Below are 26843 nucleotides of genomic sequence, written 5' to 3' on the forward strand. Positions count from 1 at the left end.
TTTTCGTATTGAGACGGGCTGCTAAAATATGCCATGTGATACTTCATTCCTTTCTTGTCAGAGTTTATGCAAAAAAACATTAGATGAACGGACAGCGATGCCAATCTGGACCATATGTTTTCCGCATCATCTCAAGCATGGTTGTGTGCTGCACACTGCCGGTCTCCAAAAGATCCAGATACTGAAACACCAGGCTGGAAAAGCTCTGCTTTAATGTTTTGTGCATCTGACGCAGGTTATGCCCATCTCCAAAACCGTCCTTGCTGTTTCCATAGATCGTCAGTTTGGCAATTTTGGTGAACTCGTCTTCCTTCTCCAACTCTTCCTGAATGTAATAGCTATCCACCAGCTCATTGCTGAGTTTTGCGGATGCTTCGTCGCGGCCGTCATAACAGTGACTTACATACTCTTTGGCTCGTGACTCAATCCAGCATACTGCCAGCTCCAAGAAACGTTCTCTGGCTTCTTGGTCTTCCTGAATCTCTTTTGCGATTGTCATAAACGGGCTCCCAAAGCGATTCATCTCCAATGAAATGGCGTCTGTCAGCATAATCGCTACCTCATGATCTGGTGCCTGCGTTTTTAATGCTTCATAAATTTTATTCATTTTTTAACCTTCCTTTCTCTTATACCTTTGGTTTTCAAATGAATTATGCAGTGAGACTCCTCTGTTTTCCAAAAGAAAAAACTCCGAATTACTCCGGAGTTTTAAAAAGCTGATGTATGATGGTCGAGCTTCTGTTAGGTATCTCACAGTATCCTTGCGAGGCCCACAGCTATTCCTGCACAGATGATGGCAACCCCAATCATCAAAAACACCCTTCCCAGGAATCGCATGTAGCCATCTGGACAATGGTGTTCTTCTGCTTTTGCAGGATTCACCATCAGTGTGACTGTGGTTCCGATTGCACGCTGCGGTCTGCTGTACCCAAGAGTAGAACGTCTTCTAATCATACGGCCATTTACTGTATATTCGTAGACTGGGTGCCACCTGGTACTATGTCCCCTATCAATATGATAGGTTGTGTCTTCTATCCAGTCTACGATAGTTGCGTTCACGGGCAATGTACATACTTTGTCTTTGTGCGCCGCCGATCGTAAGAGTGCAAGACCGATACAGAAAAACACCATACCAAGGAATAGGAACCCAAGGCAAATCCATGTGAATACATCGTTTTCAGACATGTGCGCTCCTTTCAGCAGCCGTATGGTGTCTTTCAGTTACCTGCTGCTTCTAAATCTGGGCCATTTCTCATCCAAAGCGGGATGACCGGTTCCCATTTTTCCGGCTCTTCTTCCGGATGTGCCGCATAATATTCATCCATCATCGCCTGCTGCACTTCCTTAAACATATTCTGTTCTTCCGGTGACTGATTATATCCGCCGTCATTGATGAAGCTCGCATACTCATCTGCAAAGGTTTCTGCCAGCGACACGTCTCCTACAACATAGTTTTTGAAACGATCATGCATTCCCTGCAGAACTGCTTTCTGCTCTTCTGTCATTTTTGCATTACTGTAAATAAAATGACCGATTTCATGCGTGAAATAGTACGGCATCATATGCGGGAATCCGTCTCTGACGGTTCTTAAGGACAAAGCGATCTGATTTTTCTTATCACCATCCGCCCAATACATACCGTGTGCCTCTGTGTCGTTTTTAAACAAACTGGATTTGATGTGAATGCTGCCGCCCTCTTCTGCGAAGATTTTCAGAATGGTGTCTGGGAGCTTACGCATACAATGGGAATCCTCCATCAGCGTCTGAATCTCTGCTGTCATCCCATATGTGTCTACTCCGCTCAGCGTGGCTGCCTGTGCATGCATAGGCACCATCATGCAGACTGCCGCCGCCATGATTGCGACCTGTTTGTGAAGCTGTTTTGCTCTCATTTGAAATAACCTCCTCTTTGGTTGATATTGATATATTGATTATGGAATGAATACGTTGAAAATTTGTATTTTCATTTGGGTGTATTGGAAATTCCTCATCTTTTTCTTATTCGCAAGGTTTTATTATTTTTACTACAAAAAAAACAGGGCTGCATATTTTTATGCAACCCCGTCTTTTCACTCAATATTCAGTTGTAGATGCCCCGCGTGTGTGCGGAAACACTTTTTGTTATTTTTTTGCCGCTTTAGTTGAACGGCAGGCCATCCTCGTCGCCGTACTGGAAGCCATCCATGAACTCATCGCCGCCATACTCGCCAGCCATGTTTGCACCGCCTGCGTTATAGCCGTTCGGATCCTGGTTTGCTGCGCCGTAGTTCTGGTTATTGCCCCCTGCATTGTTACCGGCATTCTTGCTGTCTGCAAATTCCTGCTCCTCGACAACGATATCGGTCGTGTGAACCTTCTGACCATCCTTGTTGGTGTAAGAACCGGTCTGGATTCGGCCCGCGATAAGGACTCTCATGCCCTGACGGAAATACTTCTCAGCAAACTCACCAGCCCTCTGGAATGCAACGCAGTTGATGAAATCAACGTTCTGCTCACCATTATTCTGGCCTCTACGGTTTCTGCGATCTACCGCAAGCGTGTATCTGGCAATCGCCATAGAATTCTCGCCCTGAGAATAACGTACTTCCGGATCTCTTGTCAGTCTGCCCATCAAAATTACTTTGTTCATCTTTTCTCTCCTTCTGAGTGATTTCAACTCAAATAACTTTATTGTGTTTCAGGTTAATTATGGAGGGCGATCTTTTCAAATAAGAAAAAAAAGATGCCGACAAACGACATCTTTTTGAAAGTTTTTTTTATTTTTCCAAAGACAAACGAATTACTTCTCGGGCGACTGCAATGTCTTTAATCTCCGCCAACAATTCCATGCGCTCAATGTAATCGTTCGTTTGCTGCAGCTTTTTCCAATGTGCCTTAGCCTCATTGGCAATTCTTAATTTTTCTTTGAAATCGATCATACGTTCCACTTCCCTTGCTCATATTTCATTAGATTTGTTTCAATTATGGCTTTGGTTTTTTTTGTGAAAGGTCAAACGGTGATTTGGTATGTGATTATCTTACTCATTGTAACAATTGGATATAGGTCCTGATGAAGTCGTTCGGTCCGATCATCAAAAGGATATTGATATACACACAGACCCATATCGCAATATGGCCAATCCATTTCGACATCGTTGCAATCATTCTCATCTCTTTGATGTCATAGACGAGATATTCTACAAATCCAAAGATCATGCCGATCAGTAATGTTCCTACCACCTGATATTCCGCTGATGTCGTATCAGATAAATCCGGAATTCCACCGAAAAAGAAAATAGACACAAACGCTATCAAACATAGGATGGCAGTCCATTTATATAGCAGACGTATTGGACTGACTTTTCCATTCTTACTCACTATGTTGCACTGGTGGCAATAATACTGCTCCTGATTCGGTTCTTTTAAGCACAACAAAGTCAGCTCTTCTTCCCCTGTGCAGCTGAATGATGAGCCCATTTTGATCGTCATATTGTTATATGTAATGATGCCCTGCACCTCTTCAGTATGTACCGGGAAATAGTTCGACTGAAGCGATTTATGAAACGTATAGGTACCTGGTAAGAGATGTAGTGTTACAAAATTACCTTCCTGATATTTTGGGCTGAAGCGTACATACAAACTACTAAAAATGCCAATTCCGCTTAAAAGTGTAATCGGAATCAGCGCCTGTGCTTCAAATGCTGTTTGGTCAATGAGTTTCCATCCATCAAACACACTGCGTTCAACATAAGTGGGGAATTGAATCAGACACGCCAACACCGCAATCGCAGAAATGACTCCGGCGACATAGGTCTTTCTTTTGTACAGTTTGAAATCGCACGGCTTCCAAATTGCAATCACACACTGCACTACATTTAATAAGAAAAGCACTCTCCAAAACATACTGTTTCCTCCTTGACTGTGGTTGTTTTTCTAATTATGGGGAGTTGAATGAAAAAAAGAGCGAATTCGATTTTGGGGCGAACTCACTCTTTCTGATGTTAATGTTTTTCGGTTGGAAGGCCAATGCGCATATGGAATAGGGTATGTAATGTGTCCATCTTGATGTTTTCCATCATCTCAAAAAACATCTGGTATCCCTCCTGTTTATACGCAATCACCGGATCTGTCTGACCATAAACTGCCAATCCGATTCCTTCCTTTAATTTTTCCATGTTGTCCAGGTGCATCGTCCATTTACTGTCGATGGTTCGAAGCAGAATCATTCGCATCAGGCGTTCCATGGACTCTTTCCCACCCAGCGTCTCTTTGAGCATTTCGTATTTTTTGTAAACGCGAGCTTTTAAGTCGGCATATAAGGTTGCTTTAGTCATGTTTTGCAGTTTTTCCTCTGTCAGGTCCGTAAGGCAGTCCGGTACAACCGGCGTAACCTTTTCCATCAAAATGTCTACGGTCCACTGTTTGCGATTAGGGCCAATCTGCTTCACCACCTGCTCCAGCCATGCATCGACGTAGGAAAGAATCGTCTCTTCCATCTCTGCGCCGTCCAGAATTGCCTGGCGCTCCCGGTAAATCATTTCTCTCTGCTCATTATTGACTCTGTCATATTTTAAGAGCTGCTCTCTGGCTCCAAAGTGGTTGCCTTCGATTTTCTGCTGAGCATTTGCAATCGCCTTTGTCAGTAGCCCGTGCTTAATTTCCTCTCCGTCTTCGATTCCTACCTGCTCAAACAGGTTCATCAGATTCTCAGATCCAAACATCTTGAGCAGATTGTCTTCCAATGACAGATAGAACTTCGACTCTCCCGGATCTCCCTGGCGGCCAGAACGTCCAATCAGCTGGTTATCGATACGTCTGGACTCATGGCGTTCGGTTCCGATGACCATCAGGCCGCCGGCGGCCTTCGCTTGATCGTCCAGCTTAATATCGGTGCCTCGTCCAGCCATATTTGTTGCAATCGTTACCTGTCCATGCTGACCGGCTTTTGCAACGATTTCTGCCTCCAAGTCATGATACTTTGCATTCAGGACCTGATGATCAATTCCGGCCTGTTTGAGCATTGTGCTTAATAACTCTGAGGTTTCGACGCTCGTTGTACCCGCCAAGACAGGCTGACCTGTCTCATGTACTTTTTTGACCTCTTCCACAACTGCTCTATATTTTTCTCTGGCTGTTTTATAAACAGCATCTTCATGATCCACACGAATCACTGGCCGGTTGGTTGGAATATTGATGACATCCATGCCGTAAATATTGCGGAATTCCCTCTTTTCCGTCATCGCCGTTCCGGTCATGCCGGCTTTGCGCTCAAATTTGTTGAAAAAGTTCTGGAAGGTTACGGTTGCCAGGGTGCGGCTCTCCTGCTTGACATCTACGCGTTCCTTTGCCTCAATCGCCTGATGCAGACCGTCGGAATAGCGTCTGCCCTGCATGATGCGGCCGGTAAACTCATCCACAATCATGATCTCTCCATCTTTGACCACGTAATCCTTGTCCTTTTTCATTAAGGCATTTGCTTTTAATGCCAGAATCACGTTATGCTGCAACGCAATATTTTCCGGAGACGACAGATCCTTAATATGGAAGAACTTCTCTACCTTTTCGATGCCCTGGCTGGTCAGCATGACGTTCTTTTCCTTTTCATCAACCAGAAAGTCGCCTGACTCCTCTCGTTCTTCGCCTGCCAGCAAATCGACCGTGGACAGCTTTTTATAGGTTCCACGTTCCATCATATTGGCTAACACATCGCAGACCTCATAGATTTTGGTGGATTGGCCATCCTGACCAGAAATAATCAGTGGCGTTCTGGCTTCATCAATCAACACGGAGTCCGCCTCGTCGATAATCGCATAGGTTAAACCACGCAGCACAGCCTGCTCCTTATTGGTAACCATGTTATCACGAAGGTAATCAAACCCAAGTTCATTGTTGGTCACGTAGGTAATATCACAGGCATATGCTGCCTTACGTTCTGCCTGAGTCATATCATGCAACACGCAGCCTACGGATAATCCGAGGAACTCGTGAATGCGTCCAATCTCTTCTGCGTCTCTTTTGGCCAAATAGTCATTGACGGTTACAACGTGAACACCCTTTCCGGTCAGTGCATTTAAGTATGCCGGGGCTGCACATACCAGTGTTTTACCTTCACCGGTTCTCATCTCCGCCACTTTCCCATAATGTAACGCAATACCACCCATCAGCTGCACGGGGAACTGTCTCATCTTTAATACACGCCAGGACGCTTCTCTGACGGTTGCGAATGCTTCCGGTAAGATCGTATCCAGCTTCTCACCATTTGCCAAACGCTTTTTAAATGCCTCTGTCTGAGCCCGCAGCTCATCATCTGTGAAGTTTTGAATTTTCTCTCCATTTTTCTCAATCTGTTTTAAGATCGGAGCCATCTTCTTTAATGCCTTTTGATTCTTTGTCTGAAACATATTTTTTCCTCTTTTTCTTGGTGTTTTGTTTTCTCTCAGAATTATGGAGGCTATTGGGTGAATATTGGTTTTTCATCTGTATCATTGGGGCAAAAAAATCACCTCGGATACATGATCTGAGATGATTTTCTGTGTGTAGGCTTAATTCTTACGAAATTATTAAATTTTCAATTTCCTCCTTATTTTGCAAAAATCCTACGCGTAATACATATTACACCCATTTTTTTGCTTATCGAAGGTCATATTTTTATATCATTTTTTCGGAAACTTTTCGGAAAACTAAAATTAGGCATCCCAAACATAAAAACAAGACCTCCGGAGAATACGTCCAAAGGCCTTGATTTTACTACGTTCCACGTCTCTCGTTGTTGCGTTCCACTATTAGTCCTCAACCTTAACAATCTCTTTCTTGTTGTAAGAACCGCAAGCCTTGCAAACTCTGTGAGGCATCATTAACTCGCCGCACTTACTGCACTTTACCAGATTCGGAGCGCTCATCTTCCAGTTTGCTCTACGGCTATCTCTTCTAGCTTTAGAAGATTTATTCTTAGGACAGATAGACATGGTTTACACCTCCTTCAACTCTTTAAAAATATCCTGGATAACTGACATTCTTGGGTCAAGCGACCTTTTATCGCAGTCACAAGTCCCTCGGTTGAGATTTGTGCCACATCTATTACAGATTCCCTTACAGTCTTCGCTGCAAAGAATCTTCATAGGCAGGTTCAAGGTTAACTCATTACCAACCAGTTGGTCTACATCCAGATTGTAACCACTAACATAGAACTGTTCGTCCAGCTCTGCTATCCGTTCTTCCTCTGTCTGCTTCATATCCAGCTTTTGGTCAATCTCCAGCCGGAAGGGCAGCCTTACCGGTTCCAGGCATCTGTCGCATGGAATTACCAGACTTAATACAGCCTTTCCCTCCACAGCCAGAACCTTGTCCCCCTGATTGGTAATCGTCAGGCACACAGGTTCCTTTTCTTGAATTTCGCAGACACTGCCTGCAATATGAAGCCGGTCTATCTCCAAAGGTACCGTATAGGTTTTAGCTTTTCCTTCAATAGAAAACAGTTCTGATAAATTTATCAGCATATTAACCTCCTAATACGCATCTGTTACATTATACCTATGGTTTCCAGCTTTGTCAACTGATAATCTGATTTTTTACAGCTTTTCTGTCATTTCTGCTTCGCACTTCTTTCTTGTATTCTTTGACAGTCATTTTCTCATATTTTTTAAATACTTTGCTGAAATAGCTGCTTTCATTATATCCCAGCCGAAAGGCTACCTCGGCAATGCTATCTTCTGTAAAATAAAAATAGCCCTTTGCCAGATGCATTTTTTTCAGATGTAGGTATTCCGTCACGCTTACGTGAAACTGTTCTCTGAAAATCCTGCTCAAATATCCCTGGCTGATTGCACAGTTTTCGATAATGCTGTTTAAGGTGATATCCTCTTTGATATGATTTTCAATATACAGGAATATATTCTCCAGAAGAGGATACCGGCTTATGCTGTTTTGGCAAAATAAATAATCCATAACCCGAAACAGCCACAGCTCAGAGATTTTTCGTTCTGCAATCAGTCCTTCATTTATGGGGAACAGATCCGTTATCACTTTTTTGTCATCATAAACGCATCTGGTGTCCAGGAGACTTTGCCCCAAATATGTAAAAATTTTAATCAGCCCTGGGGAATCCATGCCGGATATTTCATAGATTTCATCGATAATTTCAGGAAGTATTCCATAGAACTTCCTAAAATTCTTTTGTCTTACAGCCTCTGCCAAAGCCTCCAGCTGTCTCTGAACGGAAGTTTCATGCTCCGTCTTGTAATTCTCCAGAATCTTTTTCAGGCAGGCGTTGGTTATAGGTTTTTCTAATATCTCCTTTACCAAATTCTGTCCTGCGCTGCGAAGCAGCGCGCTGGCTGTATAGGTTGATAAAATATAGATTGATATTTCAGGATTGATCCTATGAATCATCCGGCTTGCTTCCAGCCCTGTCATCCCTGGCATCTGCATGTCCATAAATACAAGATCAACCGTATCCTGTCCGCATGCCTGAACCGCACCTTCTCCAGACCCCACCAGGTGAATGACCTGGAACGCTTCTTCCCTGGAAATCATAACCTTCAGAGCTTCTCTCATGAGGATATCATCATCTGCAATTAAAACTCTGTACATGCTTTAATCAACCCTTTCTTCATGATGCTCAGGCCAAACCAGAATGCTTTTACAGCCCTTGCTTTTGCTGCTCTCTACTATAATGCCATAGGCTTCCCCAAACAGCCGCAGCATTTTGTCCTTTGCGTACTCCATTCCCATATCAATATAATAGCCTTCATGCAAATTCTTATAGGCTTCATGCTTAATGTCGATTTCAGCTTTGGTTAATCCGGGGCCTGTATCAAGGATTTCCAGCACCAGGTTGTTATTTTTTGAAAAGCCTGTTACCTTCACCTCCCCTCCCTCCTTTTTTAGCATAATCCCGTTATACACCGCATTCTGAATAAAGGGCATAAGAATATCGGAGGGAACTTTCTGGATGTACATCTCCTTTGGTATCTGGATAGAGAATTTCAACCGTTCTCCCAATTTCTTTTGCTGAAGAAAGAGATAGCGTTCTGCCTGCTCCAGCTCTCCAGCTATATGGACAAACGTACCCTTTTCTGAATATTTGTATTTTTCATATTCAATGAGGGCGCTTAAATATTCGTTTGTTCTTGAGGCCTCCTCGATAATCGTCAGATTCAGCAAGGAGGCAAGCGCGTCCAGGCGCTCATAGAAATTGGAACGTACCTTTAATTCCCAAAGCTCCTTGGTTGTCTGAAGATTTTCCTTTATGTAATGCTGGTTCAAAGACTGCATTTTTTTAATACGCTTCTTTAGAAGATCCTCCTGCATGTGCTGGCTGATTTCATTTTCGCTGAGCTGATTTATAACCAGAAATACCAGATTCGCAATGTCCAAAAACTTTTCATAAGAGTATACCGGTATTGCGTCCATCAGCTCTTTGTATTTTAATGCCGCTTCCTCTGATTCAGACGAATGCATCACAGAGGACAGGCGGCTTACCGTCTCAGGCGCGTCATTGCACCGTACCTGTCCTCCGATAAAGCCCCCCAGATAATGTCCTCTCACAATAATAGGGATTGCAACCTCCAGAAGTCCGCAGGGACAAAAATATACGTTCGTTTTCTGGGTAACTGCAGCCTGTATAGAGCCAAATGCATCGGAGGACTTACAGCGTTCAATGGCAGCCTGATTGCCGCGGACATGCCTGCAAAAATGACAGAAGGACGTTGCCTCCGTTATAGGCTCTCCCCTGAAGTCCACGGTTACAAACGCTAATCCTGTTGCCTTGGAAAGGCTCTTTTGAATGTTTTCCAGCTTCTCCTTCCCAAACAAATGAATAATATCCAGCTTTTTCAGATCTTCCCCATCTGCGGCGCTGAAATATTCGTCCAATTTGTCAGCTTGAAGTTCATCTTTTGGAAATACGTCATGATAATCTACCATACCTATCTCCTTTCCTTCACACTTGCTTAGTGTATATTTTATCATCTTTTACCTGTGTAAACAATCTGTTTTCTTAAATTTCCTTTTTCAAAGCATGTTTTAGCAGGGCTGATTTGAAAACGCCAAAAACGGACAGCCTCTTTTGAAGGGCCGCCCGGATTTACAATTTTTATTTGGAGATATATTCTTCGTCTTAATAAATGCTTAAGCACTCATGGATGAAAACCCTTGAAAATAAAGGAATTCTTGATTGATTTGTTATTAACGTGTTACTAACGGATTCAATTAATCTGATGCTTTCAGTGAATATATCCGCTTTAAAATAATATGTCTTGATTAGCAAAAAGAGGGGCTCAGCATCCCCTCTTTCTCTGTCCATTTCATACATCGGATATACTTTTCCACGGTTTTTGTATGTAGTCAGGGTAAAAAAACTGGCTGCCGAATTTTCGGCCGCGAGATTTCTAATAGCATCCAATACATGCCTATGTTCTTTCTCAAAATGTTCTGCCACTTTAAGGCTTGTGGTGATTAATCTTTCTTCATATCTTTTCCCAACAATCTCTACTAACATAAACTCCATCCCTTCTATGCGTTTATTTTTGCCTGCAATAAAAGCCCTGGGAACCATCCCAAGGCTTATGCGTTCTCTGTTTTTGTTATTCGGCTGGCTAAAAGGCCCCCGGAGCCTGTATTCCAGATGCATCCGTCACAGGTCATGAGATATTCGTTATTCTTCTTTCCATTAGACGCTACATATTGCCTTTCGATGAATAGAGCCGAAAATTCGGTTGTACTCAACTGTTCTTTAATTTATCAATAGATTCCAGTACATGCCTATGCTCCTTCTCGAATTTCTCGGTCGCTTGTACGTAAAATGGTGAATTATTTTTCACTTTGTTATTGATTTTCAGAAAAAATAGGTTATAATAAAGTTACATATAGTTGCGTATTATTAAGTAAAGATACGCACGGGTCAGTGCTGTCTTACATAGGATAAAGTGCCAGCAATATTTAGGGGGTGATTCGTATGGCAACAAAGAGCTTCTTGAAAGATATCAAAATACAGGATAAGCAACTTGCCCATACATTTGTGGAAGCATTAGGCCAAGCAGAAATTTCTAAGTATAAGCAGGTGCAGTTAACGCGGACGTGTACAGAACTTACAGGAGATAAAATCAAAGAATTCTTTGATAGAAGATAACATGCCACAATTTGCAACGGAAACACATTTTGTACAGATTAAATTAAATGAACTAATAGAGGTCATAGGAGAGGAAGAAGTAAAATCGATCCTCTCCTCTTTTGTGTGTCCTCTTAATAAGGATGTGGAAGACTTTTTGCGAAATAAAGCTATTGTGTTCTCTACACGCAATTTTGCAAAAACGAATTTGGTGTTTTGGGAAACTGATGATAAAAAGGCGATGGAGTTAGTTGGATACTATGCTATTGCATCAAGAGTTATTTGTATTGACCGCGGAGCCGTTAGTAGCAAAGAGGCGAGAAAACTTCGTGAACATGGAATTTTTAATGAGAAAACCAACCAGTACATGGTTTCTGCGCCATTAATAGGACAATTGGGGAAAAATTTTGCCAATGGAAATGATTGTCTTATTTCTGGTACAGATTTATTACAAATGGCAATCGAAAAAGCATATTTAATCCAAAACGAAGTAGGTGGAAAGTTTGTTTATCTGGAATGCGAAGAAGAAGAAAAATTAATACGATTTTATGAGAAAAACAAATTTAAGGTCTTTGGTAGAAGGAAACTGGATGGAGATGAAACAAATATTAAAGGAAAATATTTAGTCCAATTGTTTTGCATGTTATAAGAAGAGGGCGATGATTAAAAGAATAAGGGGCGCTTTAACAGCGTCCCCTACTGCATTTTTTATCGTAATAGTGTTTCACAACATAGTGATAAAGTACATCTATGGATGCGCCGTTGCGTGGTTTACGTTTTAGCTCGAAGTTGAAGATTTCATTTAGCAGCTCCCTGTTCCCATATCGCCATATGGTCCGGTATAAGTGTCCTTGGCCTAAAACTCCCCTATGTACTGTTCTCCCTCCGGTGCCACATACAAGGCACACTCCAGCGGATGCCCGGCTGTATTCTCAAAGAAGTACCACTTATCCTGGATTCTCTGCCATCCGGCCAGCGCGTACCCATCACTGTTAAAATAATACTTATGTCCATTTATGACCCGCCAGCAGGACTTGTAGTATCCCGTCCCGCTGTATGCATACCACCACCCATTGCTGTCATGGTGCCAGCCCACCTCATAGGAAGGTGCCTCCACCAGCGACCAGTCCGGGCGTCCATAGCCGTCAATCCGGCTGTTGTTTAAGCTGTACTCCTTCCGGCACACTGCCCCTCCATTGGCGATTACCTCGCTGCCGGAACTGGTGTTGCCTTCTATGGTGCGCACCACAGTCGACGTAACCTCCACCACAATCCCAGTGTGGCAAATACGGGAGCTGTTGCGGAAAAATATCTGATCTCCCGGCCTGGGGCTGTCCTTGTGGTATTGTCCCCGTTTCTTATAATACTGGGCGGAATCAGGCGTATAGGCCGAGAAGCCGCCTAAAAGCTGCCGGGCCGCCACCTTCCCGAAGGCCTGGACAAAGCACCAGTCCACAAACATATCGCACCACGGATTCTCTTGAAGGGATGGGTACAGATCCCTGGCGTACTTGGTAAAGTTATTGCTTCCGGCGTTGGCTGCCTTACTGTCAAGCCCATCCTCTGTCCGTTTCTCCAGGTATCCTTCCTCCTGGAGCGCCACTGTTAACAGCTTATCCACTGCACTCATAGGTACCTCCTATCAAAAAAGCCCGGAAACTTCCGGGCAAAAATCAGTTACAAGAATATTGCAATTCCTATCTGCATATGCTATAATGCCAGTAGGCAAAAGGATAACAAGTATCCAAGTGATACAAAACAAAAGCCCAGGAGGCGCAAACTCCTGGGCTTTCTTCCTGTTTTGAACAGTCAGGCATCTGTAGGCTGGTTACCGATTATTTATCGCCGTCCAACCATTTGATGATGTAGTGGCAGGCCACACCAGCCGCGACAGCGACAATAAAGGATAACAAATACTCCAAAGTGATACACCTCCTTCCCGTACCTGGTATCGGAGGCGGTAACATTTGCATTATAACATAGCTTCAATCATGCTGCAATTATAAATAGGCCCCGGAAACCTCCCAGGGCCTGTGTTTTTGTGCTGCCGTTGCAGCGCCTCAGCTAACGGGCGTTCTCGGTTCCTTCCGCTCTCTCATCTTCCTTGCCGGTTGCCGGGCCAGTGGTCACATAGGTCTTATCCTGCGGCCCCTTCGGCGTTACCTCCTGGGCTGCGTCATTGGCCCGCTGCTCCGCTGTCCTGTTGTCTCCATGGTTTAATGTGTTTGACATACTCTTGTCCTCTCTTTCTTTTTGATATGTAGTCTTTTGTTCCTTACTCCTTTGGCTCTTTATACGTCAGAGCCTGGGCGCTGTCCCCTACGCCCCTTGTGGTCGGGTCTGTTACGATCCCCAGGATTGACAATACCACAAAGAGCGCGTTTACTACGGCCAGAAGCTTGTCCCCCAGGCCTCCTAAGTCCAGCTCATACCCAAATACGCCAGCAGCCGCCTGGGCAAGAAGCAGCACAGCCGGAACCAGCGCCAGCCAGAACTGCTTGTTTTTAAGCCTTACCTTCCAGTTAATCATCCTCTCACCTCCTTTATTGGATGGATTGCGATATGATAAAAATAAGCCCGGTTGCCATCCCTCCGGCAATCGTGCTTAGAATCGCTGTTATGAATGTTTTCTTTGCGTTTTTCCATGCGTCAGCCGGTTCCCGCTCCAGGGCGTCCAGCCGTCTCCCCTGGTCTCTCTGCTCATGCAGCATCTGCTCCATGTCTTTGGCCAGTCCGTGTACAGAAAGGGCCAGGGATTGGATTTCCCTAACCAGCCCTTCCAGCATCTCCAGCCTTTTGTTCTGCCGCCTGTCCTCGTCATGCAGGCGTTCTATCTCTGCTTTGATTGCTTCGTCCATGTTATGCCTCGCTTTCCGTTTCTATTATGATAAGTAAATTCTTGTATATGAACACTGCCCATTCATGAGTCTAAGGCTATGTGTTTTGGCTCCTGCATTTATTACTTTTATATCCAGGTTCCATGTCAACACGCCACCTGAAGAAGGTGATACATAATAGTCGGACTGTACGCCTGACGCATCAGAACCGAAAAAAATAGATTTGCTGAGATCGCCGCTGGTAAAATTCGTATACTGGACATTTAATTTTGTATAGCCAATGCAGTTCTTTATGAATTCCACTTCAACACAATTCTTGAACGCACTGTTAGCATATTGTGATGATATAGCTGATGTTCCCGCTATCCCAATTATAACCCGTCCGTTTGTTCCACTCCCCCAAGTGCCACGATTATAAATATCCGCAGGCCCTGTAATATATCCTTCCCATGTCCCCGCAACCCCAAATATCGTCACACCCTTCTTGATATACTGGGCCAATAGATTTGGGTCTCCTTTGATTGTCTGCACTCCAGTCAGATACTGATTTGCCGCAATCGTCTGATCAAATGTTCCGGGGGTGTAAGTGGCGGCCGCCTTTTCCGCCATGTTACCAGTGATTGGATTGCCGTTCCTGTCTACAAACACTTTACCCCTGCGCACATCTGCTTCGGATACTGTCACAAGGTCAAGGTCGGCCCCTGTGCCTCCCCCATACGGTATCAAAATATCACTCATTTGCGCTCACCCCCACCAGTTTAACAGGAAAATCTGCTGTCGGCTTCTTTTCCCCGCAATAAAACATCACATATCCATCTTTTGCCTCGCCATCCGTAATCATAGCGGTCATCTTTCGGCGTAGCTTTACCGCATCTCCTGACAGGGTTTTGGGTGTATGTGTATACAGCCGCAGGATGTCCGTTTCCTTGACACCCGGCACTTCAACCCTTTGCGCGTATGGCGCTGCTGCACTCCATCCTGCAACGGTAAGCGTGACCACAACTGAATTATCCTGACGTTCTACTTCCTTTTTCAAATAATTGTCATTATTTACCAACGCCTCAATTACTTTCCCCATTTCGTCACCGTTCGCATCCGTCTGACGTGACCAGCGTTCAACTTTCTCCGTGTATTCTGCCGGATTTTTTATATCGCAATAATCCACTTCTTTACCTCCTTAAAAAATTTCTTCCATGTCATATCGCTGTGGCATCCCTTCATCCTTTCCCTTTTTTAAGAAGGTTTGATAGGCAATCATATCCCCCTCCTCATCAAAAAGAGCCAGCTCCGAAATATACTTCCCTACCAGGTCTCCGCTTTCTAAGGTTGCTGAATACACTGCGGTTGTATGTTCATCATTTTTGAATGTCGGATCATTGACCTCCTTTTTCAGAAGCTGATTATACATGCTTTTTTCCTGTCCTGTTACTGTTTTCGGAGTTCCGTCCCCGTCCGTTCCTCCATCTCCCCAAGCCATACCGCTGATTTTGGGAAGCGTTCGTTTTCCTGCGTGCGCTTCGCACAGTTTCTTTCTCCCAATGACTGTAATAACTCCTTCAATCGCTGCCATTTCCTTCCTCCTTCTTATTGTAAGTACGGCCCGCCATTTAACCTTCTGTTTCCATCCAGTTTCCATGTTCCGTCTAACTTATTGATTACTGTAATGATAATGTTTCCGCTTGTAACACTAGCTTTTGTGCGGGTTGAAAATACCAATCTCTTCTGATTGTGAATCTTAACAGGACTGCTGCTTGCGCTCTCCGCGCCAGCTCGGATTTTTATTTTCTGCCTGGCTTTTCCTATCAGGTAATTTTGTCCCTTTGATTGAACATGGGTTCTAAAACATGCCCCCAAGCTGACTGCCGATGGATAAAAATTCATCGTTTTTCTATACAAGCTCAGCTTGCGTCTCCCATCAAGTTTCCATGTCCCGTCCAATCGCTGGTATGCTATATTGCCTCTTGGGTAAAATCGAGTTGTCATCTGCACACTGCTTTTGTACGCAATATTTACCCTATAACCTAATGCTATGATAAACATAAAGTATTCGAGCCAGGAACGTACATTCTTATAGCGTTTGAGCTGCCGCTCCACTTCTTTTCCGTACCCAAGAGGGACTTCATGCCCTTCCGCGTATGCATATGCTTTAAAATGGTATGGTTTACCGTTATAATCATGCCATTCTTCTATGTACCCTCCAGCCAAAATTGTTTCCAAAAACTCACTCAGAATTGACGGAGTGCCTGCGCGCATATACCAGGCTAGCGTCTGCGTAACTAGGCGCTCTTTTTGCTTTCTTGGAAATGTCTGGTCGTAATACTGTGTGCCCATTTCCAAAGCCATCAAATCAAGCGCCTCCTCCGGTACTTTCTCAATTGTGGCGTAAAGCGGTAAAGCACGCGCATAAACCTGATATTTTTTCATTGCTTCCCGTACTGCATAGCTGACTGCTTCTGCTTCTGCTGACATCAGATTAATCGGGGCGATATTCTTAATTTCTCCGTTCCAAAAATCAACCATCTCTCAGCCCTCCGTACGTAACTACCGGTGCGCCTGCCACTGCAATCTGAGCTTCCGTAAGTTCCGTGTAGGATGGTTTTGTCACCTCTACTGACTGTGCCCCGGCCTTTATCAGTTCATAAATTAACTGCGTTGGCGTTATGTCCCTCCCAATATGCCTCTGCCATGCAATATAATTATTGCAGGCGTTCTCCACTTCGGCTTTAATGGTCGTCTCTTTGTTCCTATCCGCGCTTTGGATATAATAAGTAAACTCTATTTCATAATTAACTATTTCCGGTTTTTTAACGACTACCTTGTCAGTAAGAGGACGGACGCTGCTATTTTCCAAATATTCTGTTAGCCCTTTCACAAAACCATCCGATGGGATTTCACCATTTTCAGCTACATAAATATCAACCTCTCCAGGTGCTTCTGATATAATTCGGCACTCACTAATCGCGGGGCTGTACGTTTTGACCCAGTATTCATATGCACTTTGAGGGCCAGCTGTGGAATAGCTGGACGGAGATAAATACACCCGTTCTGCCAACTCCTCGTCTGTCTCCCGGTCTGTTCCGCCGGATGACTGCGTAATATTTCGGATGCTAAGTATGTATGGCAGAGGATCCACTAAAGTCTGTATGTCGCCGGGAAGAAAACCGTTGCCAATGCTTCCGGCCGTTTGACATTTTACAGCAACGTCCACGTATAGATTCCCAGCCAGGATTTCAGCCGGATCTATCGTCTCAAAATATAGATCAATTCCCTTCACTCTGGTCCCCTTCGGAATTTCTGCCGTTTTGCTTAATACCGCTGACAATGTAAAACGTACAGTGGCTTGCGCTGCGGAGGGTTCGTTTCGCCTTACTCCTTTAAGCGCTGCCAAATTGTCAAGAAAACTCCCTGTGCTGTATTTGAGCAGACCCATTTTTCCGGCCCTATCTCCATATTGGTACGCCTGATAGATTGCCACGGCACAGGAGTATAGAATCAAGCGATATGGATCCGCCGGTGCCAGAGTCACATCTTTTCCTGTCAATTCTTTGAACTTTTCCTGATAATCTTGTATCATCTTCTCCTGTAAATCTGCAAAGCTTATCCCGTCTATAAAGCTTACCTCTGGACAATCAGACAGTCGTGACAATATATCATTCATGATCCACTTCTCCCCTTTCCAGAAAAATAAATATGAGCAGTCATCTTTCCTGCTTCATGCCTATATAAAATATTGGTTATCTCCACTCTAGGCTCATACCGTTCGACCTTGCGTACTGCCTCCAGATAAAAAAGATTTTCCGCTACTTCCGGAACCTCATCCAGGCATTTCCACGATATCCCGAAATCTCGATCCGCCGGTTGACTTCCCGCACGCGTATTAAATAAGGTTGACAAGGTTCGAATTAGTTCTTCCTCATCTTCTGCATTCTGTACTGTAATTTTGAACCGCTGCTCTTCCACTTTCAGCCTCCTCATACATATTCCTGGAGCGTTAATGACACGGTAGCCCTGTAGATCTCTCCGCCTCTCAGTATATAGTCATATGCCTGCGAACATTTGGTGATCACCCATTTGTTTTTTCCTATCATTTTCTTTCCAATTACTAATTCATAAGCTTGCGCAGCTTCTGCCATTTGTTCCAGTGTCTTTAAAAGTTTACTTGGCCTGACTCCCAAAGAGGCATCCAATACTATTTCAAATGACGCTGTCTGCAAATTGGCCCCTCCATATTCTACGATTGGCTTTAGGCCGATTCGATCCAGGCTGTTCCAAGTCGAAGCTATTTCACGCTTAAAATTGCGAAACGTCAAAATGCGACTGTCAGCAACACGGAACCTAAGCTCTCCAAGCAACCCAACCATATTATTCCTTCCTTTCCAATCGCTCTATGCGCTTTTCCAAGTCAATTAATTGTGAAAGTGTGCAGCTCCCCCCTGTCCCCTCCAGAATTATCTCATCTGCGTGAATCGTATATCGTCCCTGCTTTAATTCTTCCCACGCATTTGAATCAAACACCTTCTTGTAGCCAGCCATTCCAGCCTGTGGAGGCTCTGCTGTCCCCCAGAGGCGTCCCAGTATCACGCCAGAACTAGTATCATTTGACAAATGCAGCACCACTACCTGATCGCCTACCTTTGGCAGGGCATATTCGGAATGAAATGCAAACAGATGAAGCGGAGCCGTCGTGCTGTCCCGATCAGGATAATATACCTGTGCCATTCCAGCATCCGGATCAACCGCTGATATATTTCCCACTCTTACTACATCCTCCATAAGCCCTCCTTCTTATGCCGGTATCGTAATGGTTAATCCTGGATATATCCAATATCCATTATTCGAGCTGCTTTTCCCGTGTTTCTTTGCATCTGCCTCAATGGCATCCTTATTCGCCTCATAAATCAGGGTATATTTAGACCCATTCCCGTATTTTTTCTTAGCCAAATCCCATAAAGTGTCACCTTTCTTTATCACATAGCTCTCCGCTCCAGCTGTAGATGCATTAGAGCCTGCGGTTTCACCATTCCCTGATTCTCCATTTTCTGTAATCCGGCTCAGCTTTAACTGCATGGTATATGACTTCCGTCCAATCGTATGTGATACCTGCTCCACAAAATAAATCCCGTCCATCTTTCCAAACTCTGAAAGCTGTACGGTCATACAGGCCATAATGGAAAGCTTTGGCGAAAGAGTAATCTGCATCGTTTCAGCTTTGCGGTTCGCGTTTAGAACAGCTCCTTCGCCAATCAGCCTTGCATCGGCTTCATTGTCTGCTTTCTGTGTTGTCCTGTACAGTCGCTCCGGCGTTCCTACAATTACCTCTACTGTTTTTTTCGTAGCCGGATTTGTGTAGCTCACTTTAGCCCCTGTATAGGTTCCCTGCATGCTTTTTCGATAACTCCACTTTGACACCATCTGAGGCGTCAGAACAATAACCGGACGTTTTTTAAAGTAGGTTTTATAATCCCAGATGACCAAACGGTTTGCGTATACCTTCATTCCAAGCCCATACTTTTGACAGAGGGATTTTATAAAATCACTGTCTGCCTGGTTGCTCTGTTCCGTTTTTGCCACCTGTATCTCTGGAGCGTCATAAATGCTGGTCAGTCCATATTTGGAAGCGATTTCCGAAGCTATCAGGCTAATCGTAGCCGCCTCCCAGGTTCTTGTATTCATGGTTTCCTTAAAGCTTGTATTGACCGGTGCAGATACGCCGTTAATACTGCCAGACAACGGAGGGGATGAAAAGGAAAAATCATCCACCACGAAATCCCCGCAGGCTACAGTCATCTTTTCGCCCTCATAGTTCCAGTTTTCAAGAATAACAGATGGCTGAATTACATCACCTGTTTGGGGTATCCAGGAGTTAACCCATTTTAAATCGCGGTCGTTTACCGAAAATGAAATCTTGTCTGATTCATCCACAGAATCAAAATATGAAAATGATTCCAAATAAGGATCCAGGCTTTTCCATACCTCAATCCCGTTATATACAACATTCACTGTTTTCTTGCGTGTCATCGTCATTGTCTAACCTTTCCTCCATTCCGGCAGATCGTCCGGCTGCCTATTAGGCAGATCCGGTGTCTGAAGCTCTATGCCAGCCGGAAAAATAAAATAATCCAGCAAAGGGAAATTATGCTCCATCAGATAATCAAGGTGTCGTTCTTCACCGTAAACCTTTTTGGCGATTATGTCCCAAGTGTCGCCCTGGATTGTTCTATAGGTTGACGCCATAGCTCCACCATCTCCTTAGTTGATTTTAAAATGCCGCCCGATATTGTTCTCTTTTATAACGTTCCATATATTCAATAAAACGATCAAACCCCTCGCTGGCGCCTGCTGTGATCTGGCTTCTGACGCTTTCTCCTCCTGGAACGTTGATGGTTAGATTACACACCGGCGCAAATGACGAGCTGCTGTTGTTCTCTACAATCGTCCCGGCTGTCAGACCCTCATACATCCGATCGTAATTATGTTCTTCATAAGCTCCCAATAACCGTCCTGTTTCCCTCCACAGCTCCAAGGCACGGCCTGAATGTTCAATAGGAATGATGGCTTCCGGCCCTTCTTCTGCAACTTCAGCAAACTGCCTTGAATTAACAATTCCACCATTTTTATATCCTCTAGCTCTGTTCTCTGGAGAATCTGTCTTTCCAGATATATCTACACCACGACTGTATGCCTCCACCGCTTGAAGGTTAACCGGCAATGGCACTGTCACTGGAACTATACCCTGTTCAAGCCTAGCTCTTACCGCACTTAGGAAATTTTCTGCCTCCTGCACCGCTTCTGGGCGTTTACGTTTTATTTCTTCTATACATGAATCCCCATATTTTGCCCCAGCTTCCTTTGAAGCAAGTATAGCAGTTGCCATGACAGGGTCATCGGCTGCTTTTTTTCCAAGCAGCGACCACAAAGAATCCTCGTTTCCTGATACTGCGCCTAATGCGTCCGCCTCATCCATGGACTCCAGAACGCCCTGCACCATTGCGTCATTTAGATCGCCACCTGCTTTTTTATATTGCTCAATCAAGAGCTGCATCTGCTCCTGATTTGGCTCCATTCCTTTTAAAAGCTCTCCTATGGCATCCTTATTTGCTTTGCTCATATGGTTTTGGCTTGCAGCGTCCAGGACGGCTATCTGCGCAGCATTGCCCCAATCTTCAGGCGCATACAGGCCCTTTGTTTTTAATCCGTTTAAGCTTTCATCTAATGACTTGTTGACTGCTTCCAACGCCGGGGCGATATCGCCTCCATAGGTATCCATAACGGTATCACGCGTAGCCTGGTACACACCATTAAGAACCTGGGCCTTTCGCGCATAACGCTTCTGCCTAACCGCTTCTGACTGTGCCTCAAACTCTTCCTGGGATATGCCTCCATCCTTCCCTTGTTCTCCCAACATTCTCTGTGCATTCAGGGACGCCAATATTTGTTCGGAAGAACTGTCAATGCTTTCAATGGCTTCCTTTGCATATTCATTTAACGCATCCTGGTAATTCTGGAACGTCTCTGGCGTTAGGGCTGCACCCGAAAAATCATCTTGTATCATCTGGAGCTTTGCAGCGCTTTGAGCATCGGATATCATGGCGGTCACTTCAGAAATTTCATCTAGGTAGTCCCTAACGATTTTATCTTTATCCAGTGTCAGCCCATTTTCCGTGATGTCCTGAAGTGTTTCCTGTAACCCCTGTTTCAGCGGCTCCAGTTGGTTATACAGGGATTGGTAGAATGCGTCACTGTTCTCTAATAATCCGTCTCCCTCCTCTCCCATAACAATGCCTACAGCCAGCTTCAACTCATATCCCCGGCTTGTAATGTATTCCTGGGCATCTTTCACATACTGGTCTACCGCGGACACATAAGACTGTGTGTCGCTTTCATCAAATTTTATCCCCAGGGAAAGCTTCCACCCGGCCTTATTGATCTCCCTTATCCCGGACTGCATCGAATCGTAGATTTTGGAGGTTTTCTCCCCTGCTTCTGACAGCTCGTCTATGCTCTGGAAAAGTCCCTCCCCAAGCGTGTTCCTGGCTGCTTCCTCCAGATCTTTTAAAGATAGCGTTATATCTCCAAAATGTTCAGCCAGGCTTTGCTGTGCGGCTTTCCGTTCCGCTTCTTGTATTGCGGTTGTGATTCCTACGATTGCCCCTATTGCCAATCCGGCCGCCGCTACTGGCCATGCGGAGACTATGCCGGAAAGCGATGACAGTAACTTCACGCCATTTTTTGCTGCTTTTACCGCCTTAAATGTTAGAAGGGCTGATGCAATTCCTGCGATCCCGCCTTCGATGGCCTGGGGATTTTTTGCCAGCCATTTTCCTATATCCATAACAGGCCCGAAAAATTCTTCCAGCCATTTTCCGAAGTTTTTCATCAGTCTCCGAGCCGTTGGTATATCTTCTTCCAGTCTGTCCGTAAAGCTTGATACCCATGCGACTGCATATTGAGCTGCCTCCCTCATGTCATCAGAAAAACCTTCGTAAAGTTCGATTCCGGCACCCTGGGCTGCGCTCGACAAAAGGGTTAAATCTCCTTTCAGGTTATCCAGCCTCATTTTCGACATCGCCTCAGCGGCTCCGGCGCTGTTATTAATCTCTTCCGTCAGCTTTTTAAAATCATCCTCCGAAGTGTTCACAATCGCAAGCAGGCCAGACATTCCCTCCTTGCCTGCAATACCTGCGGCATATTCTGCTTGTTCCGCTTCCGTCAGGTTTGAAAAGCCCGCTCTTAAATCATTTAATAGCTGGCTCAGCGATTTCATCTCTCCCTTTTCGTCTACCAATGACAGAGAGAGCGCATCCATGTAACCCTGCATCTGTTTTGTTGGCTTTGCAAGGTTTGTAAACATGGTTCTCATTGCGGTTCCAGCCTGCTCAGCCTTAATCCCGGTATTTGCCATTAATCCGGCTGCCAGAGCTACTTCCTCGATTGTGTATCCGAGCGATCCGGCAACAGGCGCTACATATTTAAATGTCTCGCCCATCATGGCAACATTTGTATTTGAACTGCTGGATGCCTGCGCAAGCACGTCAGCAAACCTGTCCGACTCATCCGCTGCCATTCCAAATGCCGTCATTGCATCTGTGACAATGTCAGATACCCTCCCAAGATCTTCCCCAGACGCGGCGGCCAGGTTCATAATTCCCGGAAGCCCTTTCAGCATGTCCTGGGTTTTCCAGCCAGCCATAGCCATATACTCTAAGCCTTGTCCGGCTTCCTCTGCCGTAAACTGGGTGGTTTCCCCCATTTTTTTAGCCAAAGCGTTCAGCTTCTCCATATCTGCGGCTGAAGCCTGGGAAATTGCCTGCACCGTACTCATTTGCTGCTCGAATCCCATCCCCACCATAGTGGATGCGCCAATCAATCCGGCAACTCCCGCAGCCGCTACCTTGCTTCCCTTTGCTATCGCGCCAAATACCTGATCTGAAATTTTCCCCAGGGTATCAATTCCCTTCACGCTCATTCCGCCAAAGGAATCTCCCACTGCCTTAGCTGATAAGCCAGCCTGTCGTTCCAGGGAACTGATTTCACGCTTCGCCCTTTGAATAGAAGCGGAAAGAGAGGCATTTGTCCCGCCTGATATCATGATTTCAAGTTCGTATTTTTTCTTCCCTGCCATCTATCTCCGCCTCCTGTTCATTTCCTGCTGTAATTCCTTCGCCAAATCATTTGCTTCCCTGGCCATACGGGCTGCTTGATAAATCGGAAGGTCATAAAAAAATTGGGGGCCTGATTTTGTAAATCGTCCCGCAGCAATGAATGCCCGGTTTGCTTTCTCTATATCCTCAGCGCAGCCTATTCCGACAGGAAGAAAAAACGATATACCCGGTTTTTGAGATATACCGAATCCTTTGCCTTAAGCTCCATGATCGCCTCGATTGGATACCCACACACTCTGGACGCCACTACCTGCGCGAACAAAAGTGTGCTCTCCTGCATGGCAACGCCTCCCCCTCCCTGGGCCATATACAAGTCATAGACCATGTTAAGATCCCGGCCTGTCATATTTCTTAGTCCTGTCATATCCAACTGCGTAATTTTCATTCCCTGATATTCCACCGGAGTTTTCAGATTCAATATCAGCCAGTCTTTCTTTGATTCGTTTGTCATGTTCGGTTCTTTCTTGTCCATTGCGTTTTTCCTTTCTTAGCACATGTCCCTTACTTCCTTTAAGACGTCCTTTCCATTGATGATATAGATACCGTTAAATCGATCGATTTCAATCATTGTCTTTCCATCCAATACCACCTTATAATAGCTGAGCCCCAGCGTAACGCTGGAGCCCATTTTCCCTCCTGCTTTCATAGAGCCTGGCGTAAACTTTTTAAGCATTCCTCTGACTGAAACACTGATCTGCTGGTATTTGACTATACCCGTTCCCGCATCCGATCCCTGCAAAGCGCCGTTTAGCGTCAAATCCGCAGATTCGGTTGGATCCATAACTGAAAAAATATCCTCACACAAAGACATAAAGGATACTTCCATTTCCATGTCATCAATCAGTCCTACAACCGGGATATCCATATTTCCGCCGGTTCCGGCACCCTCCATGGTATCCGTCAGGTTTGTCACTTCTGGGAGCGTCAGTTCCCCGGCCACCCCAATGAGCTGCTTTCCATTTTTATATGCATTAAACCGATTAATAAGATGTGTCTTAAACATTACAATTCCTCCTATGCCATTACGCCTTCCAGCGCCGCCACATCAAATTCCATGGTTGCGTTGATATACTCAGCTGGCGTATAAGGCGCAAAATAAATTCTTAGCTTTAAGTGCCCTGCCAAAACATCTTCCACTGTATTTTCCTCTGGCCTGTATTCCGCATATATGCCTGCGCACATACCATTTGCTGTCAAGCTGTTCCCCCAGATATTGAAGCTGTTTACAATGTCGTCCACCAGACGGCGATTCATATTTCCGTCCAGCTTTTTCCGGTATGCCACTACAAAATAATTGGAAACATAATCAAACATCCGGCGGCATCCAATCCAGCGATCCTTTGGATCTGTATTTTCCGGGTAACAGCCTGTATTATTCCCGTATGCCTTCCAAGACAAATCATTAAATGCCGTTACGATTCCGGCTCCATTCAGAAAGCCAGCCTGAATCTGATCCAGAAGAATCTCAGTTCCATCCTCCAAAACCGCCCCGTCTACATTCAAGTCTTTATTAGATGGATAAATATACGGCACATCATTGTTTAATGCCGTATGGTAGCTCATCATTGCTCCATACACCGCCGAATAGCTATACACCTTTCCTTTCATCTGTAGTTCAGGCCAAAGCACGATAGAATGCTCCTCATTATATCCCATATCTGCCTTTATCTTTTCACAGTCAGTGTATTTCTTAGCAAGAGCCGTATCCAAATCCAGAAGGCACATAGAACGGAAAGCGCCGCTAATATCTTCGCACTTTCCCTGGAGGGCTGCTCCGATATTGGGCTTCTGGCTCCATCCTGGCGCCAGAAGCATGCTTGGAATTAGGCCAAATTTGGGGTATACCTGTCTTAATACCTCCATACCGGTTTCCGCTCCAGTAGCCGCGTCATAAGAACCGATCACATCTTCTTCTGTCACCATCTCAGGCGCTATCACCTTGCCGCTAACTGTTATTTGTGTTGCCTCATACGCTTTTCCGGCAGACAAAACTGTAATTACCAGATATCCATACTCATCAAATTCCGCGATATAATCGGTATCTGCTGTAAGCGTAACGCTTTCCCCTCCTGTAACCGCTTCGCCTATCCTGGCTTCCCCAACATGCGCGTCTGCATTCTGCGTTTTCACCGTCAGCTCATCCAGTAAAAAACCGGTCGTTTTCACAACTGCCTGATGGTTTTTTACCTCATATGATTTTGCCTCTATATCCTTCCTGTGCTTCTTTGGGTCGAGCACATTGACAAAAACAACCGGGCTAATCTGGAACAATTTAAAGCTTGCGTACATGCTTTGGCACAGAGTGTAGGTTTTCCAATCTTCGCTGTACCCCAGGTTTATTTCCGCCTCTTCAAATGTAGTTACCTTAACCGGCTTATTAACAGATGCATATGGGTTCTTTGCCTGATTCACCGGGGCAGTGCCAAAAATCACCTGCACTCCATACTTGGTGGACATTGGGCTTGGGAATGATGTTTCTTTTTCTGTTACTTCAATTCCATGCCTATAAGCCATATAAATTTCCTCCTTCTGCTTTCCTATAGATTCTTCCCAGTGCGCTTTCCGGATTACGCACCTCTTTTCTTGCGTGTGACAGTTCTTGAACCGGCACCATCAGATCGTTTAAATACGGATGCCGCCTTAAGGCCGCTTCTATATGAGGGGGATACCCCCCGTAAAATGCCGTCCCAGTCACAATCACATTTTGAATGGACGGCCCAATATAAACCATCGTCTGTTTCATGTAAATCCCTCCACGCTAATATCCGGAAGATACCAGAGCATCTCAATCCCTCCGAAGAACTGGGGAAAGGCGTCATCCTCCTGATATGCTGTCTTCATGGTTCTGCTGCAAAAAAACGATCCCAGAACAGGATTTCTTTGGAACCTCATGATTACTCTCTCCATGATTGCTGTCAGAGTAAAATATCCTTTCAGTTCTGGATTGTCATCATATATTGCAAACGCAATCATGACGTGGGCCTGGTTCACTTCTCCCATATCCTCCTTAGGCTTGCAATATTCTGCTCCGTCCACACGAACTACAAAATATGGAAAAAGCCTGTTTTCAGTCATTTCCTCCGACAGCATATCATAATCCGTCCCAAGGGGTTGGTTCTCAAAAACGGGGAATATGGGAATCGCTTGAAGGTATCCTTTCAGAGCAGCCGGTTCTTGCTTGTAATTAACGAAACTTATATCCCTGGAAATATCCTCAATCTCTCGAATTAAAGCTTCCTGAAGCTGATTCGTCGTCAT

Annotated in this window: 34 protein-coding genes; 2 read left to right on the forward strand and 32 right to left on the reverse strand. The window is 44.9% G+C overall.

Annotation, left to right across the window (positions count from 1 at the left end):
* Positions 1 to 79: 79 nt before the first annotated feature.
* The 12 genes from FYJ39_RS08380 to FYJ39_RS20880 form a co-directional block, all read right to left on the reverse strand.
* Complete coding sequence (locus FYJ39_RS08380) at positions 80 to 607, reverse strand: hypothetical protein (RefSeq protein ID WP_154472024.1); 528 nt, start codon at positions 605 to 607, stop codon at positions 80 to 82.
* 143 nt (positions 608 to 750) lie between these two features.
* Positions 751 to 1185, reverse strand: a complete 435-nt coding sequence (locus FYJ39_RS08385; protein WP_154472025.1) for a DUF3592 domain-containing protein — start codon at positions 1183 to 1185, stop codon at positions 751 to 753.
* A gap of 32 nt (positions 1186 to 1217) precedes the next feature.
* Positions 1218 to 1892 (reverse strand): hypothetical protein, encoded by a 675-nt coding sequence (locus FYJ39_RS08390; RefSeq protein WP_154472026.1) that lies wholly within the window; start codon positions 1890 to 1892, stop codon positions 1218 to 1220.
* Between the two features lie 245 nt (positions 1893 to 2137).
* Positions 2138 to 2629, reverse strand: coding sequence for a single-stranded DNA-binding protein (locus FYJ39_RS08395; protein WP_154472027.1), 492 nt, complete (start codon positions 2627 to 2629; stop codon positions 2138 to 2140).
* 127 nt (positions 2630 to 2756) lie between these two features.
* Positions 2757 to 2918: a hypothetical protein gene (locus FYJ39_RS08400; RefSeq protein WP_154472028.1), complete on the reverse strand. Its 162-nt coding sequence runs from the start codon at positions 2916 to 2918 to the stop codon at positions 2757 to 2759.
* 103 nt (positions 2919 to 3021) lie between these two features.
* The gene (locus FYJ39_RS08405) at positions 3022 to 3882 is read right to left on the reverse strand and encodes a hypothetical protein (RefSeq protein ID WP_154472029.1); all 861 of its coding nucleotides are present in this window, start codon (positions 3880 to 3882) and stop codon (positions 3022 to 3024) included.
* Positions 3883 to 3980: 98 nt separating this feature from the next.
* Positions 3981 to 6380, reverse strand: coding sequence for a preprotein translocase subunit SecA (secA, locus tag FYJ39_RS08410; RefSeq protein ID WP_154472030.1), 2400 nt, complete (start codon positions 6378 to 6380; stop codon positions 3981 to 3983).
* 381 nt (positions 6381 to 6761) lie between these two features.
* Positions 6762 to 6944 (reverse strand): 50S ribosomal protein L32, encoded by a 183-nt coding sequence (gene rpmF, locus FYJ39_RS08415; RefSeq protein WP_154472031.1) that lies wholly within the window; start codon positions 6942 to 6944, stop codon positions 6762 to 6764.
* Positions 6945 to 6947: 3 nt separating this feature from the next.
* A complete protein-coding gene (locus FYJ39_RS08420; RefSeq protein ID WP_154472032.1) occupies positions 6948 to 7475 on the reverse strand; it encodes a YceD family protein in 528 nt (175 codons plus the stop codon).
* A gap of 52 nt (positions 7476 to 7527) precedes the next feature.
* Positions 7528 to 8568 carry a helix-turn-helix domain-containing protein gene (locus tag FYJ39_RS08425; protein WP_154472033.1) on the reverse strand — a complete coding sequence of 347 codons (1041 nt, stop codon included), beginning with the start codon at positions 8566 to 8568 and terminating at the stop codon, positions 7528 to 7530.
* 3 nt (positions 8569 to 8571) lie between these two features.
* Positions 8572 to 9903, reverse strand: coding sequence for a PocR ligand-binding domain-containing protein (locus FYJ39_RS08430; RefSeq protein WP_154472034.1), 1332 nt, complete (start codon positions 9901 to 9903; stop codon positions 8572 to 8574).
* Between the two features lie 193 nt (positions 9904 to 10096).
* On the reverse strand, positions 10097 to 10477 hold the full coding sequence (locus FYJ39_RS20880) for a Rha family transcriptional regulator (protein ID WP_235919778.1): 381 nt from the start codon (positions 10475 to 10477) through the stop codon (positions 10097 to 10099).
* Positions 10478 to 10933: 456 nt separating this feature from the next.
* On the opposite strand from FYJ39_RS20880, the gene FYJ39_RS20470 reads away from it, so the two are divergent.
* Together FYJ39_RS20470 and FYJ39_RS08440 are read left to right on the forward strand one after the other, a co-directional pair.
* The gene (locus tag FYJ39_RS20470) at positions 10934 to 11107 is read left to right on the forward strand and encodes a hypothetical protein (protein WP_165641617.1); all 174 of its coding nucleotides are present in this window, start codon (positions 10934 to 10936) and stop codon (positions 11105 to 11107) included.
* Position 11108: 1 nt separating this feature from the next.
* Positions 11109 to 11735, forward strand: coding sequence for an N-acetyltransferase (locus FYJ39_RS08440; RefSeq protein ID WP_154472035.1), 627 nt, complete (start codon positions 11109 to 11111; stop codon positions 11733 to 11735).
* Between the two features lie 207 nt (positions 11736 to 11942).
* On the opposite strand, the gene FYJ39_RS08445 is transcribed toward FYJ39_RS08440, so the two are convergent.
* The 20 genes from FYJ39_RS08445 to FYJ39_RS08540 form a co-directional block, all read right to left on the reverse strand.
* Entirely contained in the window at positions 11943 to 12716 is a 774-nt protein-coding gene (locus FYJ39_RS08445) for a CHAP domain-containing protein (protein WP_154472036.1), read from the reverse strand.
* A 434-nt stretch (positions 12717 to 13150) separates the two neighbouring features.
* A complete protein-coding gene (locus FYJ39_RS08450; RefSeq protein ID WP_154472037.1) occupies positions 13151 to 13318 on the reverse strand; it encodes a hypothetical protein in 168 nt (55 codons plus the stop codon).
* Positions 13319 to 13361: 43 nt separating this feature from the next.
* Positions 13362 to 13616 carry a phage holin gene (locus FYJ39_RS08455; protein WP_154472038.1) on the reverse strand — a complete coding sequence of 85 codons (255 nt, stop codon included), beginning with the start codon at positions 13614 to 13616 and terminating at the stop codon, positions 13362 to 13364.
* 13 nt (positions 13617 to 13629) lie between these two features.
* On the reverse strand, positions 13630 to 13944 hold the full coding sequence (locus FYJ39_RS08460; RefSeq protein ID WP_154472039.1) for a hypothetical protein: 315 nt from the start codon (positions 13942 to 13944) through the stop codon (positions 13630 to 13632).
* A gap of 24 nt (positions 13945 to 13968) precedes the next feature.
* Positions 13969 to 14661, reverse strand: coding sequence for a hypothetical protein (locus tag FYJ39_RS08465; RefSeq protein WP_154472040.1), 693 nt, complete (start codon positions 14659 to 14661; stop codon positions 13969 to 13971).
* Entirely contained in the window at positions 14654 to 15088 is a 435-nt protein-coding gene (locus tag FYJ39_RS08470) for a hypothetical protein (RefSeq protein WP_154472041.1), read from the reverse strand. The genes FYJ39_RS08465 and FYJ39_RS08470 overlap by 8 nt, the downstream gene beginning before the upstream one ends.
* Positions 15089 to 15100: 12 nt before the next feature.
* The gene (locus FYJ39_RS08475) at positions 15101 to 15493 is read right to left on the reverse strand and encodes a phage tail-collar fiber domain-containing protein (protein ID WP_154472042.1); all 393 of its coding nucleotides are present in this window, start codon (positions 15491 to 15493) and stop codon (positions 15101 to 15103) included.
* Between the two features lie 14 nt (positions 15494 to 15507).
* On the reverse strand, positions 15508 to 16443 hold the full coding sequence (locus FYJ39_RS08480; RefSeq protein WP_154472043.1) for a phage tail protein: 936 nt from the start codon (positions 16441 to 16443) through the stop codon (positions 15508 to 15510).
* Entirely contained in the window at positions 16436 to 17581 is a 1146-nt protein-coding gene (locus FYJ39_RS08485) for a baseplate assembly protein (RefSeq protein WP_154472044.1), read from the reverse strand. The genes FYJ39_RS08480 and FYJ39_RS08485 overlap by 8 nt, the downstream gene beginning before the upstream one ends.
* Positions 17578 to 17883 (reverse strand): GPW/gp25 family protein, encoded by a 306-nt coding sequence (locus FYJ39_RS08490; protein ID WP_328597532.1) that lies wholly within the window; start codon positions 17881 to 17883, stop codon positions 17578 to 17580. The genes FYJ39_RS08485 and FYJ39_RS08490 overlap by 4 nt, the downstream gene beginning before the upstream one ends.
* Positions 17884 to 17894: 11 nt before the next feature.
* Positions 17895 to 18284 (reverse strand): phage tail protein, encoded by a 390-nt coding sequence (locus FYJ39_RS08495; RefSeq protein WP_154472046.1) that lies wholly within the window; start codon positions 18282 to 18284, stop codon positions 17895 to 17897.
* Position 18285: 1 nt separating this feature from the next.
* Positions 18286 to 18696, reverse strand: coding sequence for a phage baseplate assembly protein V (locus FYJ39_RS08500; RefSeq protein ID WP_154472047.1), 411 nt, complete (start codon positions 18694 to 18696; stop codon positions 18286 to 18288).
* Positions 18697 to 18708: 12 nt separating this feature from the next.
* Positions 18709 to 19947 carry an XkdQ/YqbQ family protein gene (locus FYJ39_RS20885; protein ID WP_154472048.1) on the reverse strand — a complete coding sequence of 413 codons (1239 nt, stop codon included), beginning with the start codon at positions 19945 to 19947 and terminating at the stop codon, positions 18709 to 18711.
* Positions 19948 to 19950: 3 nt separating this feature from the next.
* Positions 19951 to 20157: a tail protein X gene (locus FYJ39_RS08510; protein ID WP_154472049.1), complete on the reverse strand. Its 207-nt coding sequence runs from the start codon at positions 20155 to 20157 to the stop codon at positions 19951 to 19953.
* 25 nt (positions 20158 to 20182) lie between these two features.
* The gene (locus FYJ39_RS08515) at positions 20183 to 23545 is read right to left on the reverse strand and encodes a phage tail tape measure protein (protein WP_154472050.1); all 3363 of its coding nucleotides are present in this window, start codon (positions 23543 to 23545) and stop codon (positions 20183 to 20185) included.
* Positions 23546 to 23721: 176 nt separating this feature from the next.
* Complete coding sequence (locus tag FYJ39_RS08520; RefSeq protein ID WP_154472051.1) at positions 23722 to 24057, reverse strand: phage tail assembly protein; 336 nt, start codon at positions 24055 to 24057, stop codon at positions 23722 to 23724.
* Between the two features lie 15 nt (positions 24058 to 24072).
* The gene (locus FYJ39_RS08525; RefSeq protein WP_154472052.1) at positions 24073 to 24588 is read right to left on the reverse strand and encodes a phage major tail tube protein; all 516 of its coding nucleotides are present in this window, start codon (positions 24586 to 24588) and stop codon (positions 24073 to 24075) included.
* A gap of 11 nt (positions 24589 to 24599) precedes the next feature.
* Complete coding sequence (locus FYJ39_RS08530; protein ID WP_154472053.1) at positions 24600 to 26099, reverse strand: phage tail sheath family protein; 1500 nt, start codon at positions 26097 to 26099, stop codon at positions 24600 to 24602.
* Positions 26089 to 26328 carry a hypothetical protein gene (locus FYJ39_RS08535; protein ID WP_154472054.1) on the reverse strand — a complete coding sequence of 80 codons (240 nt, stop codon included), beginning with the start codon at positions 26326 to 26328 and terminating at the stop codon, positions 26089 to 26091. Before FYJ39_RS08535 ends, FYJ39_RS08530 begins: the two co-directional genes overlap by 11 nt.
* Positions 26325 to 26843 carry a hypothetical protein gene (locus FYJ39_RS08540; RefSeq protein ID WP_154472055.1) on the reverse strand — a complete coding sequence of 173 codons (519 nt, stop codon included), beginning with the start codon at positions 26841 to 26843 and terminating at the stop codon, positions 26325 to 26327. The genes FYJ39_RS08535 and FYJ39_RS08540 overlap by 4 nt, the downstream gene beginning before the upstream one ends.

Source organism: Clostridium porci (genome assembly GCF_009696375.1).
Classification (GTDB): Bacteria; Bacillota; Clostridia; order Lachnospirales; family Lachnospiraceae; genus Enterocloster; species Enterocloster porci.